The organism is Haloarcula sp. MBLA0163 (genome assembly GCF_055632435.1).
Window position 1 is genome coordinate 737,008 of record NZ_CM145745.1, and the last position, 20,557, is coordinate 757,564.

Genomic DNA, 20,557 nt, shown 5'->3' on the forward strand with positions numbered 1-20,557 from the left:
GGTACCCACTTACGAGTGCTGGGTCGTGGTGCCGGACCGGGCGTCGACGACCACTTTCCGGAGGACGGCGACGCCACCGACGAGTACGAGCGCGATAGCCACGACGTCGACGACGAGGCCCAGCGCGGCGAACACGGTCGCGAGGACTCCTGGCAGGACGCCCGCACCGAGTGCGTGTGCGACGTTCAGTATCGGATACGGGTCGACGGTCAGGTCGAACAGGAGCAGTCCGGCGACCACGACGGCGTACAGTCGGCGGAAGGTCGGTCCAGTCGCGTACGACAGCAGTTCTCGGGGGTCCTCGGAGGGCATGCGCCACGGTTCGGACAAGGCCGGAAAAAGCGTGGCGGCCACCTGACCACCGACCGTTTTTTGTCGTGGCACCGAAGGAGACCCTATGTCGCCCTCCACCGGCAGTGACGGTTCGCAGCGGGACGCTGACCCGCTCTTCGGCGTCGTCGTCGGCGGCTACCTCGCACTGCTCGCCGCCCCGCCCGTCGTCCTCGCCGTCGACCGACTCGTCTCGCCGTCGTCCGGTGGGCCTACGGCGTCGTCCTCGTCACGTTCGTCGCCGTGACTGGGCTGGGGTGGCTCACGAGCGCTCGATGGCCCACGCTCCCAGTCCGCCTCGGCCGGACCGTCGCCCGGTGGGTACCGGTTGTGGTCCCGGCCGGGTACGCGCTCGTCGGGTTCGCCTCGCTCGGCGCGACCGGCGTCGCCGGCGTCCTCGCGTTCTTCTTCGGCCTGTTCGCGATGCTACTCGGGTTCGCACTGGGCGTGATGGCCCGGACGCGATACACGGACACAGTCACCGCCGACGCCGCGACGGACTGTACGTTCACCGCCGGGTGGCCGGAACGGGCACGGCGCCGATTGCTGTACGTCGCCGGGACCCTCGTGACAGTCGCCGCCGTGGGGTTCGTCGCCGGCCTGCTCACGGACCGGTTCTGGCTCCGTCTCGGGTCACAGATACTCTTTCCCGTCGGCATCGTCCTCGGCACTGGCGGCGAGGAACACGCCTACGCCGTCACCGACGCGGGGCTCGAACACCGGATTCCGGTCGCGAGACGCCTGTTTCCGTGGTCGGCGTTCGACGGCTACGTCCGAACCGACGACGCGCTGGTGCTCCGTCGCCCGTGGCGAGTCGACGTCAGGCTAGCACTCGCGGACGTGGACGACCCGGACGTCCTCGAGAGCGCGGTCGCCCGGTATCTCGACTGACCACAGGTGCGAGCGTTTTTATCCGAACGCGTCGAAGACGGCAGCGTGAGCGACCACGTCTCGACCGGCTGTGACCCGCTGGACGAGCTGTTGGGAGGGGGACTGGAGCGCGGCGCCGTCACGCAGGTGTACGGGCCGCCGGCGGCCGGGAAGACGAACCTCGCGCTGTCCGCGGCGCTGGACGTCGCCGCCGACGGCGACGCTGCACTCTACGTCGACACGGAAGGGCTCTCGCCCGACCGCATGGAACAGATAGCCCGCGGGCGCGCCGCCGGGACCGACCAGACGGTCGACGACCTCGCCGGCCGTCTCATCGTCTCGGAGGTGTACGACTACGACGAGCAGACCGAGGCCGTGCAGGACGCCGCCGAGTTCGCGGCCGAGATCGAGCTGATCGTGCTGGACAGCGCCACGGGCTTCTACCGACTGCGACGCGACGACGCGGACGGCGGCGAGACGCTCCGTGACGTGGCCAGACAGATAACCCACCTCCTCTCGCTGGCCCGCAAGCACGACCTCGCGGTCCTGTTCACGAACCAGGTGTTCACCGACCCCGACAGCGACCGGTCGACGGCGCTGGGCGGGCACACGCTGAACCACTGGTCGGGCGCCATCCTCCGACTCGACCGGTTCCGGGGCGGCAACCGCCGCGCCACGCTGGAGAAGCACCGCGCGAAACCCGCCGGCGACACCGTCCAGTTCAGCATCACCGACGACGGCCTCGTCGGCGACGACGCGGTCGAGACGCCGCGCTGAGCGACGACCGGTTTCAGTGTCTGATAGCGTGACGGACGGATTTTTAAGCGAGAGGGACGCCGATGCGGATAGTCGTGAACTACGTCGCCGATCTCAGGGCGTTTCTGGAGGGGTTCGTCACCACGGAGGCACGGGTGGCGGCGACAGTCGTACTGTTGCTCGCGGCGCTCGTGACGGCCATCGTCCTCGCGCCGCGGGTCGTCGGGACCGTCCACCGGTCGGTGAAGTACCTCGTGTTCGGGAGCGACAGGGTGCCGTTCGAGCCGCCGGAGTTCGACTGGCGGCTGCCCGTCACGGCCCTGGTCCGGACCCTCCAGTTCGCGGTGCTGCTGGGCGCCGTCCTCGCGGTGCTGGTCGTCTGGGGGTTCGTCGACCTCGCGGCCGTGGCGGTGACGACGATGGCCGGCCTGATTCCGACGCTGGCCCAGGGGCTCGCGACCATCGTCCTCGTCGGTGGGACGCTGGCCGGCATCGACGTCCTTGAGACGGCCATCGAGCAGTACGCCGAGGAGTCCGACGCCCTGAACCAGCACCAGCAGGGCATCGTCTTCCGGGTCCTCCAGATCGTCGTGTTGCTGGCGGCGGGGCTCGCCACGCTGACCGTCTGGGGCGTCCCGCTGGGGAGTCTGGCCGTCGGTGCCGGCTTCCTCGGCATCGTCGTCGGGACGGCCGCCCGGTCGACCATCGGGTCGCTCATCGCCGGGTTCGTGCTGATGTTCGCCCGACCGTTCGAGATCGGCGACTGGGTGGCCATCGACGGCGACGAGGGCATCGTCACGGACATCACGATAATCAACACGCGGATGCGCAACGCCGCCGGCGAGGAGATCGTCATCCCGAACGATGTCGTCTCGAACGCGACGGTGACCAACCGGACGAGTCTCGAACGCCTCCGCCTGTCGGTGGACGTGGGCGTCGACTACGACACCGACGTCGAGGCGGCCGAGGCCCTCATCGCCGACGTTCTCGACGACGTCTCGGGAGTCCTCTCGAACCCGACGCCACAGGTCGTCCCGAAGTCGTTCGGCGACTCGGCCGTCGTGCTGGAGTGTCGGTTCTGGATCGACCACCCGAGCGCCGCCAAGCGAGCGATGACGACGGCTGCCGTCGTCCGCGAGGTGAAAGCGGCGCTGGACGAGGCGGGTATCAAGATCCCGTTCCCGCAGCGCGAACTCCTCGGTCGCGAGGAGTCCGGCGGGTTTCAGGTCGCCGACGGCGACGGCACCGGGTCCCCCCGGCCGACCGCCGAGCAGTTCGAGCGCAGTCAGTAGATGAGGTCGTCGTCGTTCTCGACCATGTACAGCGTGCGGGCGGCGATGTTGACGGCGTGGTCGCCGACCCGCTCGATGTCCCGAATCGTCAGCAGCAGGCGCGAGACGTCGGCCATCAGCTGCTCGATGTCCTCGTCGCTGGAGTCGGCGTCTATCTCGCGTTCGATGAGGTCCCGGACGACCGTCTCGGAGGCCGTCTCACAGCGCTCGTCGACCTCGTCGTCGGTGTCGGCGATGGTGTAACAGAGGTCGGGGTCCTCGCGGTCGTAGGCGTCCATCGCGTTCTCGACCATCCCGATGACGACCTCGGCGACCTCCTGGATGTCGACCTCCGGGAACACGTCGCGTTCGGCCTCCAGCGAGTACTCGCCGAGGTTGGTCGCGAGGTCGCCGATGCGCTCGAGGTCGGTGATGATCTTGAACGACGCGGCGATGAACCGGAGGTCCGAGGCGACCGGCTGCTGGAGGGCCAGCAGGTCGATACAGTCCTGCTCGAGGTCGAGATACAGCTGGTTGATCTCGTCGTCGCCGTCGATGACCTGCCAGGCCATCTCCTCGTCTTTCTGTTCGAGGGCGGAGAGCCCCAGTCGCAACCGGTCGAGGACGACTTCGGACATGTAGAGGACGTCCTCGCGGAGCGATTCGAGGAGCTCCTGATACGATTCGCGTGGCATGGTCGGGACTCCCCCGGCCGGGCGTATCAGCCTTTCCCTTCTCGTAATATACGCCTCCCGAGAGCTACGTAGCTCCCGGTAGTCGCCGCCACCGGCGACGGCGCGGTCAGTAGACGAGGTCGTGGCTCCCCGTCACCATGTACAGCGTGCGGGCGGCGACGTTGACGGCGTGGTCGCCGACCCGCTCCAGGTCGCGGACCGTCAGGAGGTAGCGCTTGGTGTCGGCCAGCAGCGCCTCGGTGTCCCCGTCGGCCGGGGAGTGGCGCGCCAGGGTCCGGACGAGGTCGTCGGCGGCGGCCCCACAGCGCTGGTCCAGGTCGGTGTCGGCGGCCGCCACCTCGCGGCAGCGCTCGGCGTCGCCGTCTTCGTAGGCGGTCAGCGCGCCGTCGAGCTGGGCCAGCGCCATGTCGGCGATGTCGGCGATGGGGACGTTCGGGATGGTGTCCGACTCCATCGCCTCGACGTACCCACCGAGGTTGGCCGCGAGGTCGGCGACCCGTTCGACGTCGGTGAGTATCTTGAACGACGCGACGACCACGCGGAGGTCCGAGGCGACCGGCTGGTACAGCGCCAGCAGGTCGATACAGTCCCGTTCGAGCGCGAGATACCGCTCGTTGACGGCGTCGTCCGTCGTCGCCACGGCCCGCCCCATCGCCGGGTCGCGCCGCTCGTAGGCCGTCGTGGCGCGGTCGAGCCGGTCGACGACGTCGGTGCCGAGAGCGGCCACGTCGGCCCGGAGGCGGCCGAGCCTGTCCTCGAAGGCGTCGCGCGGCATCCGTTCGTGATGTGGTGTGCGCGTCGGTTTAGCGTGTCGGTGGCGGGGCCTGCGGTCCAGCGTGGCTCGGACCGCTGGCGACTCTGGCAGTTTTAATAGGCTCCCCTCGCCACCACACGATGAAACGGATGACCGGTGACACGGGCGTCGCGGCGCCGTCGGGCCGACTGGTGGGGTCGGGGCGACGGCGTCACACAGGGACGGAGAGCTCGCGCGTCGACGCCACTGGGGTCGACAGATGAACACCATCGTCGACTGGCGCAAGAGCGTCGCGCTCACCGGCACCGTCGTGAAGTACCTCTCGGTGGCGATGCTCGTGCCGCTGGTCGTCGCGCTGGTGTACGGCGAGGACGCGGGCGTCTTCGGCGTCGCCATCGTCGGCACCGTCCTGCTCGGACTGGCCGTCGAGCAACTGGACCCCGGGACCGAACTCCGGGAGCGCGAGGCGCTCCTGTTCGTCGCGCTCACGTGGTTCGTCGTCGCCGTCGTCGGCGCCGTCCCCTACGTACTGGCGGGGATGGGCACCGAGTCGACGCTCGCCCATCCCGTCAACGCCCTCTTCGAGTCGATGTCCGGGTTCTCGACCACCGGCGCGACCGTGATGGGCGACATCAGCGTCGGCGCCCACTCGCACGCCATCATGATGTGGCGGCAGGTCACCCAGTGGCTCGGCGGCATGGGCATCATCGTCCTGATGGTCGCCATCCTGCCCGAACTGGCGGTCAACGGCGCGCAGCTCATCAGCGAGGAGGCCCCCGGGCCGACGCTGGAGAAACTCACGCCGCGCATCAGCGAGACGGCGCGCATCCTCTGGCAGGCGTACTTCGCGTTCACGGTGTTGCTGGCCGTCCTCCTCTATAGCCTGCACCTGACCGGGTTCGCGCCGAACATGGACCTGTACAACGCTATCGCCCACGCGTTCTCGACGCTCCCGACCGGCGGCTTCTCGACGAAGGCCGAGAGCATCGCCGCCTTCTCGGCGGCGGTGCAGTGGGTCATAATCCCGTTCATGGTCGTCGCCGGCACCAACTTCGCGCTGTTCTGGTACCTCTTCGACGGCGAGGTGAGGGCCGTCTTCGAGGATACCGAGTTCCGGGCCTACGCGGGCGCGACGGCCGTCTTCACCGCCGTCCTGTTCGGCCTCCTGTTCTCCGGCGCGGCCCCGACGCTCGCCATCGGCGGGACCACGGAGGGCGCACTGGAGAACGCCCTGCGGCAGGCCGCGTTCCAGGTCGGGTCGCTGATGAACTCGACCGGGTACGCCACCAGCGACTTCGCACAGTGGGAGGCCCACAGCCAACTCGTCTTGCTACTGGTGATGTTCGTCGGCGGGTCCGCCGGGTCCACCGGCGGCGGTGTCAAGGTCGTCCGCTGGCTCATCGTCCTGAAGACGCTCCGGCGGGAACTGTTCCACGCGAGCCACCCGGACGCCGTCTCGCCGGTCAGACTCGGGGACGTCGTCGTCGACGAGGAGGCGATACGGGGCGTCGTCGGGTTCACGCTGCTCTATCTGCTGCTGTTCGGCGTGGCGGCGGTGTTCATCATCTTAGACGCCGCCCGCGTCGGTATCGCGCTCACGCCGATGGAGGCCGTCGGTGCGAGCCTGGCGGCTATCGGCAACATCGGCCCGGCGTTCGGCCGACTCGGGCCGTTCGGGTCGTACCTGATGCTGCCGGACACGACGAAGGTGGTGATGATCCTCCTGATGTGGGCCGGGCGACTGGAGATAATCACGGTCCTGGTCGTGTTCACGCGCTCGTTCTGGCGGCGCTGACTCGCTCAGAACAGCTCGCCGGGGACGCACTCCTCGTTCTCGGCGAGCAGACAGACGACGGGTTCTATCTGCTCGAACGCCGGGCCGCGCGTGACGACGCCGGTGTCGCGGTCCCACTCGACGACGCCAGCGTCTGCCAGTTTCGGGAGGTGGTTGTGGTACAGTTCGATGGCGACCGTCGAGTCCGTCGCCGTCGCTCCATCACCGGCCACCGCGGGCCGGCTCTCGGCACTGGCGCCACGCGTCAGAATTGCCTCTGGGAGCTCGACGGACTCCGAATCGCAGAGCGTGAGCAGTATCTGCCGCCGGTAGTCCGCTGCTAACAGTTCGAACACCGACGATGCCCCCAACACAAAGTAACAATTTAACGACATTCCTAATAAATGTTACCGCACAGTCAGGAGCGCCAGTAGGCCCGCGTCAACAGCACGAACACTGGCAGGATCTCCAGCCGTCCGGCCCACATCAGGAAAATCATGTACACCTTACTGGTCCACGCGAAGCCCGTGTAGCCGTTCATCGGCCCGACGGCGCCGAATCCCGGCCCGACGTTGCCAAGCGTCGCGGCGACGGCGGACATCACCTCGAGGACGGACAGCGAGTAGCCGACGCGGGCGCAGTCGACGAAGACGACGGCGACGCTGACGAAGAAGATGACCAGATACAGGAGCGTGAAGGCGTAGATGCCGCGGAGCGCTCGCTCGTCGAGGACGCGACCGCCGAGCCTGACCGGCGAGACCGCCTCCGGGTGAATCGTCGTGAACAGCTCCCGGCGGAGCGACTTCAGGATGACGAGCCACCGGACCATCTTGATGGCCCCGCCCGTCGACCCGGCGGACCCGCCGACGAACATCCCGAACAGGAGAAGGTACTTCGTGGCGTCGCTCCACGTGTTGAAGTCCATCGAGGCGTACCCCGTCGTCGTGACGATGGAGGTGACCTGGAACGTCGCGTGCCGGAGCGACCGCTCCGCGCTCCCGCCGATGGGGAGGACCTGCTCGGGCAGCGACGCGAGGCCGGGGCCGAGGCCCGCGAACAGCAGGCCGGCGATGACGGCCGACAGCGCGGCCATCACGCCGGCGTAGAACCGGAACTCGCTGTCCTCGCGGAACACGCCGAGGTTCCCCTGGGTGGCCCGCCAGATGAGCGCGAAGTTGGTGCCGGCGACGACCATGAACGGGATGACGACCCACTGCACCGCCGCCGAGAACGCCTCGATTGAGCGGGCGGCCGGCGAGAACCCGCCGGTCGGCATCGTCGTCAGCGGGTGGGCAATAGCGTTGTACAGGTCCATGTTCGGCGCGAACCCGGTCAGGTGCAGCCCGTAGAGGAGCAGGAACTCGAGGACGGTGAACCCGAGGTACGCCAGCCACAGCGCGCGGGCCGTCTCGGCGATGCGGGGCGTGAGCTTCTCGATGCCGGGGCCGGGGGCCTCGGCGTCCATCAGCTGGGCGCCCCCGACGGAGAGCTCCGGCAGGATGGCGACGGCGAGGACGACGATACCCATGCCGCCGAGCCACTGGGTCAACTGCCGCCACAGCAACAGCGCGTGGGAGTGCCGTTCGAACCCGATGCTCCCCATGACCGTCGCCCCCGTCGTCGTGAACCCCGACATGGACTCGAAGAGGGCGTTGACGGGGTTCGCGAGCGTCGACTCGGTCCCCATCCCCGCCAGTACGTAGGGGACGGCGCCGACGACGGTGACCGCGAGCCACGTGAGCGACACCATCAGGAACGCCTCCCGCGCTCCGAGGTCCGGGTCCGCGTCGAGGCGCTCGAGGGCGATGCCGCCGAAGACGGTCAGGACGATGGTGACGCCGAAGACGCCCACGTCCTCCCCGTAGTACAGCGCCAGCAGCATCGGCGCGAGCATCGCCACCGAGAGGTACTTGACGACGCTCCCGACCAGCGACACCGCCGCTCGCCAGTCGACGCGGAGGGTGCGTGACTGCGCCGTCGTCCCGAGCATGGTCAGAGGACGGCGCTGGCGGCTTCGAGCGACTCGGCGTCGACGAACAGGACGACGTGGTCGCCCTGCTGGATGACGGTGTCACCGCGCGGGATGACGAGTTCGCCCGCGCGGGTGATGGCGCCGATGACGACTCCGTCCGGGAGGTCGGTGACCGACTCCCGGATGGGGCGGTCCGCGAGGACGCTCTCGGCCCCGACCTCTATCTCCAGCACCTCCGCGCGGTCGGACTCGATGATGGCGACGTTCTCGGCCTGATGTTCGCGGGTGAACCGCGTTATCTCCTCGGCGGTCGCCTCGCGCGGGTTGACGGCCACGTCGACGCCGACGGCCTCGAACAGGGGGACGTACGCACCCGAGTCGACGACGGCGACGGCGCGGTTCGCGCCGAGGCGTTTCGCCAGCAGGCTCGCCAGCAGGTTCTTCTCGTCGTTGTCCAGCGCCGCGACGACGATGTCCACGTCGGCGACGTGTTCGCGTTCGAGGAACTCCCGGTCGGTCGCGTCGCTCTCCAGGACGGTGGTCCCGTCGAGCTCCTCGGCGAGCTCGCGGGCGCGGTCGTGGTCCTGCTCGACGAGTCGCGGCTTCAGCCCCCGGTCCTGCAGTAGCCGTGCGGTGTGGTAGCCGACGTCGCTCCCGCCGACGACGAGGACGTTCCGCGCGCCGTCGACGTCGGGCGCTATCTCGTGGGCGAAGGTGTGGACGCTCTCCTGGCTGCCGATGACGATGACGTCGTCGCCCGGTTCGAGGACCGTCTCCCCGCGCGGGATGACGACGTCGTCGTCCCGGAGGATGGCCGCGAACGTGAGCGACTCGTAGCGGTCGGCCTCCTGGACCGTCTGGTCGGCGACGGGGCTCGACTCGGCTATCTCGAACTCGGCCATCTGGACGAGGCCGTCGGCGAACGTCTCGACGTCCTGTGCGGCCGGCAGTCCGACGACCCGCGTGATGGTCTCTGCTGTCAACAGGTTCGTCGCGACCATGTGGTCGACGCCGAAGGCGCGCTCGGACTGCTGCCACGTCCGGAGGAACTTCGCGCTCTTGACCCGGGAGATGGTGAACGCGTCCGTCACTGTCATGGCGGTGCCACAGGTGACGATGTTCGTCTCGTCGTCGTCGGTGCTGGCGATGATGATGTCGGCCCGTTCGACGTTGGCGTCCTCCAGCGTCGAGAGGTCCGCGCCGTCGCCCTCGACGCCCAGTACGTCGACGTCGTAGACGAGTTCCTCGACCCGGTCGCCGTCGATGTCGATGACGGCCACCTCGTGTGTGTCGGCCAGACTCCCCGCGATGGCCGACCCGACTTCACCGGCGCCGACGATTACGACGTACATCTGCGACCCTCCGCGTCGTACATACCCGGCCCGTTCTGCGGGCCGGGTGAAGTGTATTTCCATCTCACCGACTCCGGGCAGACGTGAGGGTTAAGGGTTCTGCGCGACTGGGAAGGGATATGTATTGGCCAGCCACGGTTACGTCGTCAGACCGCCGACAGCACGGGCGAACTACGGGGGGACGGTGCCATGGCTGACCTGCTCGACCGGGTCGTCGTCCCCGTCGCGAGCGAAGCGGACGCCGAGGCGTCCGCTCGCGCGCTCGCACGGCAGTCCTACGGCGAGGCCGTCTTCGTCCACGTCGTGGAGAAGGCCGGCGGCGCGCCGGACAAGGCGGGCGTCGAACAGCGGGAGTTGGAGGCCCAGGAGATGTTCGAGGCGGCGCGGGCCGTCCTCGGTGACGTCGAGACGGACATCTACTACGGCACCGATGTCGTCGAGACGATATTCGACGCCGCCGAGGACGTCGACGCCTCCGCCGTCGTCGTCACGCCGCGGGGCGGGAACCGCCTCGTCCAGCTCGCGACGGGCGACGTCGCACTGCGGTTGGTGACGGAGAACGACCGGCCGGTGGTCGTCCTCCCGGCCGACGGAGACGCCGAGGACCCCGAGGACGGGACATGAGTGACGAGGAACTCGCGAAGGACCTCGGCCCGCTGGCCGCGCTGACCATCGGCGTCGGGACCATGATCGGGGCGGGCATCTTCGTCCTGCCCGGCGACGCCATCATCAAGGCCGGGTCGATGGCCTCCGTCGCGTTCGTGCTCGGCGGCGTCATCGCCATGTTCACCGCGCTGTCGGCCAGCGAACTCGGGACGGCGATGCCGCGCTCCGGCGGGGCGTACTACTACGTCAACCACGCGCTCGGGCCGCTCTTTGGCTCGGTCGCCGGGTGGGCCAACTGGCTCGGACTGGCCTTCGCGAGCGCGTTCTACATGGTCGGGTTCGGCCGCTACATCGCCCGCATCTTCGGCCTTTCGGGGACCCTCGGCGTCGGCCCCGTGTCGATATCGGCCGTCAAACTGGTGGCGCTGGCCGGCGCGGCGCTGTTCGTCTTCATCAACTACGTCGGCGCGAAGGAGACCGGGCGCCTGCAGAACGCCATCGTCATCCTGCTGGTGGCCATCCTCGCCGTGTTCACGCTGCTGGGCACGCTCCGGGCCGCCCCCGAGAACCTCCCGGAGGCCCGGAGCGTCGTCACGACCCTGGAGACGACGGGTCTCATCTTCGTCTCCTATCTGGGCTTCGTCCAGATCACGAGCGTCGCCGAGGAGATACAGGACCCCGGGAAGAACCTCCCGCGGGCGGTCATCGGGAGCGTCGTCCTCGTGACGGTCATCTACGCGCTGGTGCTGGTCATCATGAGCGCGGCCGTCCCGCAGGGGTTCATCGCGGGCCTGTACGAGAACCTCGCGCCGGGCGAGACGGCCCCCATCGCCGTCGTCGAGGTGGGCCAGTACCTGCAGGGCGCAGCGATGGGCGGCGCGCTCCTGTTCGGCGGCCTGCTCGCCACCGCCTCCTCGGCGAACGCCTCCATCCTCGCGTCCTCGCGCATCAACTTCGCGATGGGGCGCGACCGCATCGTCACGCCGGCGCTGAACGAGATCCACCCCCGCTTTGGCACGCCGTACCGGGCCATCGGCATCACGGGCGGCCTCATCCTGCTGTTCATCGTCGTCGGCGACATCACGCTGCTCTCCGGGGCCGCCTCGGGGCTGCACCTCATCATCTACGGCCTGCTGAACGGCGCGCTGGTCGTGATGCGCTACGTGAACCCCGAGGAGTACGCCCCCGACTTCACCGTCCCGCTGTTCCCGCTGCTCCCGATTCTCGGCGGCCTGCTCTCCTTTGCCCTGCTGGCGTTCGTCGCCTCGGACGCGCTGTTGCTCTCGTTCGGTATCGCCGGCGCGGCGATACTCTGGTACGTCCTCTACGCGCGTACCCGCACCGAGAAGCAGGGTATCCTCTCGGAGCACATCCTCTCCCGCTCGGAGGAACTGCCCGACGCGGCCGTCAGCGCCGCCGCGGGCGTCCAGCCCGACGGCGGCCAGTACCGCGTGATGGTGCCGCTGGCCAACCCCGAACACGAGAAGGACCTCATCACGCTGGCCAGCGCGCTGGCCAAGCAGCGCGGCGGGACCGTCGTCGCGACCCACATCGTCACCGTGCCCGACCAGACGGCGCTGGCCGGCGCCGCCGAACGGGCCGACGAGATAGACGAGACGTCCGAACACCTCCTGAACCGGGCCCGCGAGGACGCCGAGACGTTCGGCGTCGACGTCGAGACCCACACCATCATCTCGCACAAGTCCTTCGAGGCCATCTTCGACGCGGCCCGGACCCACACGGCGAGCCTCGTCGTGATGGGGTGGGGCCCCGACGCGCACGGGTCGCCCGGGCGCGCCGAGTCCGCGATGGACGAACTCACCGAGGCGGTCCCCTGTGACTTCCTCGTCCTGCGCGACCGCGGCTTCGACCCGTCGCACATCCTGCTCCCGACCGCCGGTGGGCCGGACTCGGACCTCTCGGCGTCGGTGGCACAGATGCTCCAGGCCGAGTACGACTCGGAGGTGACGGTGCTCAACGTCACCGACGACGACCCGGCGGACGCCGAAGAGTTCCTCCGGACGTGGACGGCCGACCACGGTCTCGACGACGCCCAGATACGCGTCGAGGAGGGCGACGTCGAATCCGCCATCGCGACGGCCGCCGAGGACGCGACGCTGTTGCTCGTCGGCGCGACGGAGGAGGGCCTGCTCCGTCGCCTCGTCTCCGGGTCGCTGGTCATGGACCTCGTCGACGACGTGGACTGCTCGGTGCTGTTGGCGGAGAAACACCGGAAGCGCGGCCTGCTCGAACGCCTGTTCTAGCGGCCGTTCTCCCACATCGCGAGTATCTCCTCCAGCGTCTCGTCGTCCATCTTCTCCCCGTTGGTCCGCGGGACGTAGGCGTCCTGCTCGTTCCAGTGGACGGCCCGCTGGACGTCCGCGAGCCCGATGTCGCCGTCGCGGGCGACGACGCGGGGGACCGACAGCGGTTCGATCTCGGTCACCGGCGGGTCGAGCAACTCCGTCAACATCGTCGAGGGTTTGATGACGTCGAGCCCGCGTTCGGCGATGCCGGTCATGGTCTCCCGGAAGGCCGACTCGGATATCCAGCCGCCCGTCCCGACCTGGTGGTAGGCCAGGACGACCGTCTGGCCGTACTTCTCGGCGAGGTCCAGCGTCGCCTCGACCTGGTCGCGGTTCTCGCCGAACACGCGGCCGACGGTGAGCGGCCCCGTCAACCGCGCGCCGTGTGGCATACTGCCGTCGGTGAACGCCAGATAGTGGTAGTCGCTGACGATGCTGCGGATGCGCGGCGAGGTGCCGCTCCACGGGTAGGTGAATATCGACGACCCGACCTCGAACCCCCGGTCGAGGAGCCACTGCTTGGCCTCTGCGACCTGCCGCCGCGCCGCCTCGTTCGAGAGCTCCGGGAGGTCCAGGTGGTCGACGGTGTGGCTCCCTATCTCCCAGCCGGCGGCCCGCATCTCGCGCATCTCGGACTCCCCGAGGTAGTCGTCGCGGTCGACTCGGCCGGTGTTGACACACGCGACGGCGGGGAAGCCGTACGACTCCAGAATCGGGAGCGCACGCGTGTACTGGGTGATGCCGCCGTCGTCGAACGAGAGGACGACCCGGCCCCCGTCGACCCGCGGGCTCGTCCCGAGGTCGTCCAGCCAGACGAGCATCGGGGCGTCGGAGTCCCGGTTGAATTGAATCCGTATCTCCTCGACAGAGGAGAGGTCGGGGTCGCCGGACTCGTCGGTCACCCCGAGGTCGATGCGGAACCACCCGTACGTCGGCGAGATGGTCCGGCGGTTCATCTCGACGTAGTCGCCGTCCTCGTCCTCCACCTCGACGACGAGTTGTTCGGTGTCCGGGTCCCCCAGACGGAGCGCGAGCGAGAGGTCGCGGTCCGAGAGGTCCAGTTCGTCGAACTCCCTGCTGATGGCGAGTCCGTCCGCGTCGCTGTTGGCGGGCGTCGAGAGCCGCGCGGACTGTGACCCGCGGTACACCTCGCTCGTGTCGGCGCTCAGCGACCCCTCGTCCTCGCTCCACGCGTCCAACTCCTCGAAGTCGTCGAGACGCTCGTCCGGGTCGGCGTAGCGGTCCGTGCTCTCGAAGTCCGTCGTGAGCAACGGGTGGCGCTGCTGGGCGCGTGCCCGTCCGAGGGTTCGACCGCCGCTGGCGAGCGCGAGGGCCGCGGCCCCGTGCTTCAGTACGGCTCGGCGCGAGACCGGCGGGATGTCGGTCATTCGACCCCGACTAACGGTGATTCGGGTATTGTTATTGCGAGCTTTGTCACCGGGGTGGCGTTACGCGGCGTTTACTCCGGTGACGGGAAAGCGCCGCTTACCCTGACAATGCGGCCATAACAAACCGACGTGAAGCCCGGCCTACTGACACCGATGGTTCCGCTTCGGCGTCCAGCCTCCCCCACGGTGTCGACGAGTGACCACCCGCTGCGACGAGGTCGGCCGGCGTGATGACCGTGTCACGTCGCCGCCTCGTCGCAGTCGCGCTCGCGCTCCTCGCCGTCGTCGCCGTCCCGTCGGCAGTCGCGGCACCGGACGACGCCGTCACGGTCGAGCAGTCCCTGACGGCCGACAACGTCGCCCCGGGCGAGTCGGTGGGATTCACGGCGACCGTCGCGGTCGAGGACGTCGACGCGCCCGCGATCGACGTCTCCGTACCGGCGAACTGGACGATCGAGGTGGTGGACGACGGTGACAGCGACGCCAGCTCCGGCAGCGCGTGGCTCTGGCGGGACGGGGACGAACACACGGTCGAGCTGACCCTCGGAATCCCCGAGACCGCCGACGGCGGGAGCTACGAGGTCGCCGCGACCGGGTCCGGCATCTATCAGGACACCGGCGACCGGGTCACCGACCGGACGAGCGACGAGGTCGAGGTCGGCGGGCCGGTCGCGGTGACGGCCGACGCGGGCGAGAACCGGACGGTCACCCCGGAGACGAGCGTCGAACTGGACGGGAGCGGGTCGACGGCTCCGGACGACGCGGAACTCACGTACCGCTGGACGCAGGTGAGCGGTCCGTCGGTCGCGCTGGCCGACAACGGGACGGCGACGCCGTCGTTCGCCGCCCCCGACGTGACCGACGCGGCGACGCTCGGGTTCGAGTTGACCGTCGCCGACGCGAACGGGACCACTGACACCGACCGCGTCGCCGTGACCGTCGAACGGCCGAACCGGCCGCCGACGGCGAGGGCTGGTGACGACCGTTCGGTCGCGCCCGAGACCACCGTCGAGTTGAACGGGACGGGGTCGACCGACCCGGACGGCGACGACCTCGCGTTCGCGTGGCGACAGGTCGACGGGCCGAACGTCACGCTGACCGACGCGAGGACGGCGACGCCGGAGTTCGAAGCCCCGGCCGGCAACGACACGCGACTGACCTTCCAGATGGCCGTCAGCGACGGCACCGCGGAGGCGGTCACCGACACCGTCGCGGTGACCGTCGCGGATACGAACGCCGCACCGACGGCGATCGCCGGGCCCGACAGACGCGGGGACCCCGGGACGACCGTCGAACTGACGGGGACGGGGTCGACCGACCCGGACGGCGACGACCTCGACTACGAGTGGACGCAGGTCGACGGGCCGAGCGTCGACCTCGACGACGCCGACAGCGCGACGCCGGCGTTCGTGGTCCCCGAGACCGACGGCGCGGCGCGGCTCACCTTCGAGTTGACCGTCAGCGACGGCCGGGAGACCAGCACGGACAGGGTTACCGTCACCGCCGAGGGTGCCCCGTCCCCCGTCGCGGAGGCCGGTGCCGACCGCTCGGTCGTCGAGGGGAACACCGTGACACTCGACGGGACGGCCGACGACGCGCCCGACGCATCCTACGAGTGGACGCAGGTCGGCGGGCCGTCGGTGACGCTGGACGACGCCTCGGCCCGGACGCCGTCGTTCGGCGCCCCCGCCGTCGACGGCGAGACGACGCTCACCTTCGAGTTCACCGTCACGGACGACCGCGGCCGGAGCGACACCGACTCGACGGCCGTGACGGTGCGGCCCCAGTCGGACGGTGGGGACTCGGGTCAGAGCGACGGCGACGACGGCGGGAGCGACTCCGGCGGGAGCCGAGACACCGACGAACGTGACGCAGGCGGCGGTGGTGGCGGTGGGGGCGGCGGTGGCGGGTCAGCAGCGCCGCCGGAACCGAGCGGGCCGACCGTCGGCATCGACCGACCGGACGGCCGGAGCGCCATCGTCAGCGTCGCCGCGGCCGACGACGACCCGGTCGGCGTCACGCCCCGGGTGGCGGACGACGGTCTGCGCTTCGAGCGACTCAGCGTCGCGCCGAGCGCGACGCCCGCTATCATCCGCGTGGCCGGACCGAACAACACGAGCCGCGCCGTCGTCGGCGTCGGACCGCTCGGCACGCTGGCGACCGACACCGCCGCCAACGCCACGGTGACGGCGACGTTCAGCGTCGCCGGGGCCCGCCTCGGCGACACCGACCCCGCGTCGGTGACGGCGTTCCGCGTCGACGACGGGGCTGTGACCGCCCTGAACACGACGCTGGTCGAAACGAGCGGTGGCCGGCACGTCTACAACGTCACGACCACGGCTCCCGCCGAACTCACCGTCGGCGTCCCGGTCCCGGCGCTCTCGGTGACGGACGTCAGGACCAACGTCTCCGAGGTCGGCGTCGGTGACCCCGTCGAAGTGACGGTCACGGTGACCAACGCGGGCCGGAGGGAGGGGACCGAGACGGTGCGACTCGACGACGCGGGCACGACGGCGAACCGGACCGTCACGCTGGCGGCCGGCGAGACGACCGAGACCACGTTCGTCCGACGGTTCGAGTCGGCCGGTGACCGGACGGTCCGCGCCGGCGACGCGTCGGCGACGGTGACCGTCGGCGAGGCGTCCACGCCCGCGTCCGGTGGCTCCGCCACGCCGTCGTCGGCCGCCGGGACAGACACCGAGGGGCGGACCGACGGCCAGACGACCGGCGGGTCCGGCCCGGGGCTCGGCGTGGCTGTCACGCTGGTGGCGGTCGTCGTGGCCGCCCTGTTAGCCCGCCGTCGCTGATTTCGCCCCTCCCCAAAGCTATTCGTCCGGTGGCACCTACGCCAGATAGTGTCATCGTACATGAAATTGTCACCAGCTACCACGGCAGCGTACGTGGTCGTCGTCACCGCCGCCGTCGTGACAGCGGTCGTCCTGGGCCCGGTGGTCTGGGACGTCACCGCGAGCGCGGGCGGTGACCGGGAGCACGTCGCCGTCGTCACTCTGCGCGGCGGGACCACCGACGCCAACGTCGCCGCCGTCACGCAGCGGCTCAGACAGATACGGGGCAACGACTCCGTCGCCGCGGTCGTCCTCCGCGTAGACAGCCCCGGCGGCCCCGTCGACGCCAGCGAGGAGTTCTACCTGGCGGTCAACCGGACCGCCAGCGAGATGCCGGTGGTCGCCTACGTCGAGGGGACCGCCGCGTCCGGCGGCTACTTCGGGATTTCGCCGGCCGACGAGATAATCGTCAAGCCGAGTTCGAACGTCGGGAGCATCGGCGTCATCGTACAGGCCCCCCGGAGCGCCATCGAGGACACCGCGCGCCAGCAGGAGCAGTTCGTCCGGTCCGGGCCCGACAAGGCCCAGATAAGCCTCGACAGCCTCCGCCAGGACATCGAGACCCTCCAGCGGGCGTTCGTCGGGACGGTGCTGCGCCACCGGGGCGACGAGCTCACGCTGAGTCGGTCCGAGGTGGCCAGCGGCCGCACGTACCTCGGAACGCGCGCGGTTCAGAACGGGTTCGCCGACCGTATCGGCGACGTCGGGACGGCCATCGAACGGGCCGCCGAACTCTCGCCGGACATCGAGGGCGACCAGTACGACGTGGTCTACGCCGACACGCAGCGCCCCGTGCAGGTGTTCGTCCTGGACGGGAGCGTCGAACGGGTCGAGGGCGACGTGGTCTACGTCGACCGGCCCGACGACACCCGGGAGCAGGAGTTCCAGCGCCCGGTCGAGTACTACGCCGTCTGGGGCGTCCCCGCGGGGAACGCATCCGACGGGGAGGTGTACGTCTATGACTGAGGGTCGCGTCGTCACGCTGGTCGCGACGTACATCGTCGTCGCGGTCCTGCTCGTCGGCGCGACGGCGCTGCTCGGGCTCCTCGTCGGCGGGACGGTCGGGACGCCCGACGGTGCCGGTATCGAGGGCCAGTCCCCGGCACAGTTCCAACCGGACCGCGTCAACCCCGAGGTCGACCCCGAGACGGGGCGTATCGCCGTCGACCGGGGTGACGCTCGCATCCTCGTCGACACCGACCACGGCAACCAGTTCGAGGAGTCGGACCTCGAACCCACCGTCGAGGCCGCGTTCCGGGCCGGCCACACGGTGACGTTCTCCGACGACGTCGAGGCCGACCGGCCGTACAACCGGACACTCGCGGGCCGGTCGGGCCTGCTGGTCGTCCAGCCCACGGAGGGGTTCTCCGACGGCGAACGGGCGGTCATCCGCAACTTCACGGCCGAGGGCGGCCACGTGGTCGTCCTCGCGGAACCGACCCAGTCGCGCGTCTCGACCGGCCTGTTCGGCGGCGGGGCCACCTCCGTCTCCTTCGGCGCGAACGACCTGACCGAGTCCTACGGCGTCCGCATCGGCGCCGAACCGCTGTTCAACGTCGAGGACTCGGCCAACGACAACAACTTCAAGAGCATCTACAGCTCGCCGCGGGGCGACGACCCGCTGACCGACGGCGCCGAGACGGTCACCTTCGACGCCGGCGGTTACGTCGTGGTCAGCCGGACCAGCGACGCCGAGGTGGTGTACCAGTCTGCCCCGGGGACTCAGACGCTCGACTCCCGCCGCGCCGGGCAGTACCCCACCGTCGCCCGCACGGAGAACCTCGTGTTCGTCGCGGACACGACCCTGCTCGAGCGGTCGGAGGTGTACGACGCCGACAACGAGGTGTTCGTCGGGAACCTCCTCTCGTTCCTCGCCGCCGGGGACGCGCCCGAGAGCCTCCCCGGGGCGCCCGAGCCCGACGACGTTGACGGCACGAACGGCGGTCAGACCGGCAACGGGACCGCCACGCCGACCAACGAGACGCCGACGCCGTCTACCTGAGCGGGCGATAGGAGTGCCCGAGACGGCTCCCGTCCGACCAGACTACACGGTTCCCGAGTGTCGACGTCGCTTTGAGACAGTACTGCCGCTCGTGGGCTCGCTCTGAAAGAATGCGGTGTCGGGAACCGGGTGTAACCGACCGGAAGTCGTGGTGCGATACGCGGCGGCTCAGCCGAACATCTGGCGCATCATCGGGTGCATCTCCATGAGCTGCTCCTCGGCGATCTCCTCGTACAGCTTGTACGTGATGGAGACCGTCAGCAGCAGCCCCGTCCCGGAGACACCGCCGATGGTGCCCAGCATGTTGGCCATGACCGCCAGCAGCCCGACCAGGGCACCGCCGATGACGGTGACCTGCGGGATGTATCGTTCGAGCACCTTCTCGATGACGCCGACGTTCTGCCGGAAGCCGGGGATCTGCATCCCGGAGTTGTGGATCTGCTTCGCCGTCGCCTCCGGCCCCATGTCGGTCGTCTCGACCCAGAAGACCGCGAAGACGGCGCCGCCGACCAGCATGAACGTCAGGTCGATACCGACGCGGATGAGTATCTGCCACGCCGGCTGGGCCGTCGTCTCCAGCCACCACATCCAGTCACCGGGCGACTGGATAGGCGCCAGGTAGTAGAACAGGCCGCCGGTGGCCTGTCCGTTGTCGTAGGTGCCCAGCCACGCCGGGAGCGAGCCCAGCTGGGACTGGAGGATGCGGCCGAGGAACTGGATGTTCGCCTGCAGCGCCCGGACGAGAATCATCGGCAGGACGCTGGCGTAGATGAGCTTCACGGGGAAGCGACCACGCGCGCCCTTCACCCGGGCGTTCGAGAGCGGAATCTCGACGCGGACGGACTCGGCGTAGACGACCACCGAGAAGATGAGGACGGTCGTGATCAGGGCCAGCAGCCGGCCCTGCCCCATGAAGAGGGTCTGGAGCCCGGACGCACCGAGCACCGGACCGATGGACTGCTCGCCGACGATGAACAGGTACCAGGTGTGCAGGATGCCGCTCTGCCCGCCGATGAACGGCGTCGCGAGCAGACCGCCCAGCAGTCGCTGGCTCACGCCGGCGACGATGAACAGCCCGATACCGGAGCCGACGCCCCACTTCGAGATGACCTCGTCCATGAACAGGATGAGGACACCGCCGACGAATATCTGCGCGAAGATGAGCCACTGGACACCGGTCTCGCCGATACCCAGCGACTGCGCGACGGCCGTGTCCGCCGGCAGGAAGCCGCCCGCAAAGACCATCGGCAGTCCCGTCAGACAGATCATCACCAGGACCAGCAGCTTCTGGAGGCCCTGATAGAGGATCTGGTCACGCGGGTCGTCCTGCGTGTTCAGCCCGAGCAGGTTCGCCCCACCGAGCAACTGCAACACGATGGACGCCGTGACGATGGGTCCGATACCCAGCTGCAAGATGCTCCCCTGTCCAGAGGCGAGAATCGACCCGAATCGGCCGAAGACGTCCTGACTGGCGTCGATGTCGAGGCCGAACAGCTTGACGTTCGTCAGGAAGAAGTACAGCATCAACACGCCGCCCGTCCACATCAGCTTGCGCTTGAACGGGACGTGGCCCTCCGGACGCTGCACTGCCGGCATCCGGACGAGCAGCGGTTCGGCGGTGTCCTTCCAGCTCAT

At 69.4% G+C, this 20,557-nt stretch carries 18 protein-coding genes; 10 read left to right on the forward strand and 8 right to left on the reverse strand.

What is annotated here, in order from left to right; genetic code table 11:
• Positions 1-9: 9 nt before the first annotated feature.
• Complete coding sequence (locus ACV7GQ_RS03810; protein WP_470312227.1) at positions 10-312, reverse strand: hypothetical protein; 303 nt, start codon at positions 310-312, stop codon at positions 10-12.
• 85 nt (positions 313-397) lie between these two features.
• Here ACV7GQ_RS03810 and ACV7GQ_RS03815 point away from each other — a divergent pair, with 85 nt between their 5' ends.
• The 4 genes from ACV7GQ_RS03815 to ACV7GQ_RS03830 all read left to right on the forward strand — a co-directional run bounded on the left by ACV7GQ_RS03815 (position 398) and on the right by ACV7GQ_RS03830 (position 3,248).
• Positions 398-577 carry a hypothetical protein gene (locus ACV7GQ_RS03815; protein WP_470312228.1) on the forward strand — a complete coding sequence of 60 codons (180 nt, stop codon included), beginning with the start codon at positions 398-400 and terminating at the stop codon, positions 575-577.
• Positions 578-660: 83 nt separating this feature from the next.
• Positions 661-1,221: a hypothetical protein gene (locus ACV7GQ_RS03820; RefSeq protein WP_470312229.1), complete on the forward strand. Its 561-nt coding sequence runs from the start codon at positions 661-663 to the stop codon at positions 1,219-1,221.
• 45 nt (positions 1,222-1,266) lie between these two features.
• Complete coding sequence (gene radB, locus ACV7GQ_RS03825; RefSeq protein ID WP_470312230.1) at positions 1,267-1,977, forward strand: DNA repair and recombination protein RadB; 711 nt, start codon at positions 1,267-1,269, stop codon at positions 1,975-1,977.
• Positions 1,978-2,039: 62 nt separating this feature from the next.
• Positions 2,040-3,248, forward strand: a complete 1,209-nt coding sequence (locus ACV7GQ_RS03830; RefSeq protein ID WP_470312231.1) for a mechanosensitive ion channel family protein — start codon at positions 2,040-2,042, stop codon at positions 3,246-3,248.
• Here ACV7GQ_RS03830 and phoU (ACV7GQ_RS03835) read toward each other — a convergent pair.
• Positions 3,242-3,922, reverse strand: coding sequence for a phosphate signaling complex protein PhoU (gene phoU / locus ACV7GQ_RS03835; RefSeq protein WP_470312232.1), 681 nt, complete (start codon positions 3,920-3,922; stop codon positions 3,242-3,244). The two genes, ACV7GQ_RS03830 and phoU (ACV7GQ_RS03835), sit on opposite strands and share 7 nt — an antisense overlap.
• 106 nt (positions 3,923-4,028) lie before the next feature.
• A complete protein-coding gene (gene phoU / locus ACV7GQ_RS03840) occupies positions 4,029-4,697 on the reverse strand; it encodes a phosphate signaling complex protein PhoU (RefSeq protein WP_470312233.1) in 669 nt (222 codons plus the stop codon).
• Positions 4,698-4,935: 238 nt separating this feature from the next.
• On the opposite strand from phoU (ACV7GQ_RS03840), the gene ACV7GQ_RS03845 reads away from it, so the two are divergent.
• Entirely contained in the window at positions 4,936-6,471 is a 1,536-nt protein-coding gene (locus ACV7GQ_RS03845) for a TrkH family potassium uptake protein (RefSeq protein WP_470312234.1), read from the forward strand.
• Between the two features lie 5 nt (positions 6,472-6,476).
• Here the strand turns inward: ACV7GQ_RS03845 and ACV7GQ_RS03850 are convergent, their stop codons facing one another.
• The 3 genes from ACV7GQ_RS03850 to trkA are packed head-to-tail and all read right to left on the reverse strand — an operon-like array spanning position 6,477 to position 9,774.
• A complete protein-coding gene (locus tag ACV7GQ_RS03850) occupies positions 6,477-6,824 on the reverse strand; it encodes a DUF7344 domain-containing protein (protein ID WP_470312235.1) in 348 nt (115 codons plus the stop codon).
• Positions 6,825-6,868: 44 nt separating this feature from the next.
• Complete coding sequence (locus ACV7GQ_RS03855; RefSeq protein ID WP_470312236.1) at positions 6,869-8,440, reverse strand: TrkH family potassium uptake protein; 1,572 nt, start codon at positions 8,438-8,440, stop codon at positions 6,869-6,871.
• Between the two features lie 2 nt (positions 8,441-8,442).
• Positions 8,443-9,774 carry a Trk system potassium transporter TrkA gene (gene trkA / locus ACV7GQ_RS03860; RefSeq protein ID WP_470312237.1) on the reverse strand — a complete coding sequence of 444 codons (1,332 nt, stop codon included), beginning with the start codon at positions 9,772-9,774 and terminating at the stop codon, positions 8,443-8,445.
• A 189-nt stretch (positions 9,775-9,963) separates the two neighbouring features.
• Between trkA and ACV7GQ_RS03865 the strand changes: the two genes are divergently transcribed.
• On the forward strand, positions 9,964-10,398 hold the full coding sequence (locus ACV7GQ_RS03865; RefSeq protein ID WP_470312238.1) for a universal stress protein: 435 nt from the start codon (positions 9,964-9,966) through the stop codon (positions 10,396-10,398).
• Complete coding sequence (locus ACV7GQ_RS03870) at positions 10,395-12,644, forward strand: amino acid permease (RefSeq protein WP_470312239.1); 2,250 nt, start codon at positions 10,395-10,397, stop codon at positions 12,642-12,644. The genes ACV7GQ_RS03865 and ACV7GQ_RS03870 overlap by 4 nt, the downstream gene beginning before the upstream one ends.
• Here the strand turns inward: ACV7GQ_RS03870 and ACV7GQ_RS03875 are convergent.
• A complete protein-coding gene (locus tag ACV7GQ_RS03875; RefSeq protein ID WP_470312240.1) occupies positions 12,641-14,074 on the reverse strand; it encodes a polysaccharide deacetylase family protein in 1,434 nt (477 codons plus the stop codon). The two genes, ACV7GQ_RS03870 and ACV7GQ_RS03875, sit on opposite strands and share 4 nt — an antisense overlap.
• A 230-nt stretch (positions 14,075-14,304) precedes the next feature.
• On the opposite strand from ACV7GQ_RS03875, the gene ACV7GQ_RS03880 reads away from it, so the two are divergent.
• From ACV7GQ_RS03880 to ACV7GQ_RS03890, 3 genes are read left to right on the forward strand one after another with little or no spacing between them, the layout of a single operon-like run.
• On the forward strand, positions 14,305-16,881 hold the full coding sequence (locus ACV7GQ_RS03880) for a PKD domain-containing protein (protein WP_470312241.1): 2,577 nt from the start codon (positions 14,305-14,307) through the stop codon (positions 16,879-16,881).
• 60 nt (positions 16,882-16,941) lie between these two features.
• Positions 16,942-17,886, forward strand: coding sequence for a S49 family peptidase (locus ACV7GQ_RS03885; protein ID WP_470313136.1), 945 nt, complete (start codon positions 16,942-16,944; stop codon positions 17,884-17,886).
• On the forward strand, positions 17,879-18,922 hold the full coding sequence (locus ACV7GQ_RS03890; protein WP_470312242.1) for a DUF4350 domain-containing protein: 1,044 nt from the start codon (positions 17,879-17,881) through the stop codon (positions 18,920-18,922). The genes ACV7GQ_RS03885 and ACV7GQ_RS03890 overlap by 8 nt, the downstream gene beginning before the upstream one ends.
• Before the next feature lie 168 nt (positions 18,923-19,090).
• On the opposite strand, the gene secY is transcribed toward ACV7GQ_RS03890, so the two are convergent.
• A complete protein-coding gene (gene secY / locus ACV7GQ_RS03895; RefSeq protein ID WP_470312243.1) occupies positions 19,091-20,557 on the reverse strand; it encodes a preprotein translocase subunit SecY in 1,467 nt (488 codons plus the stop codon).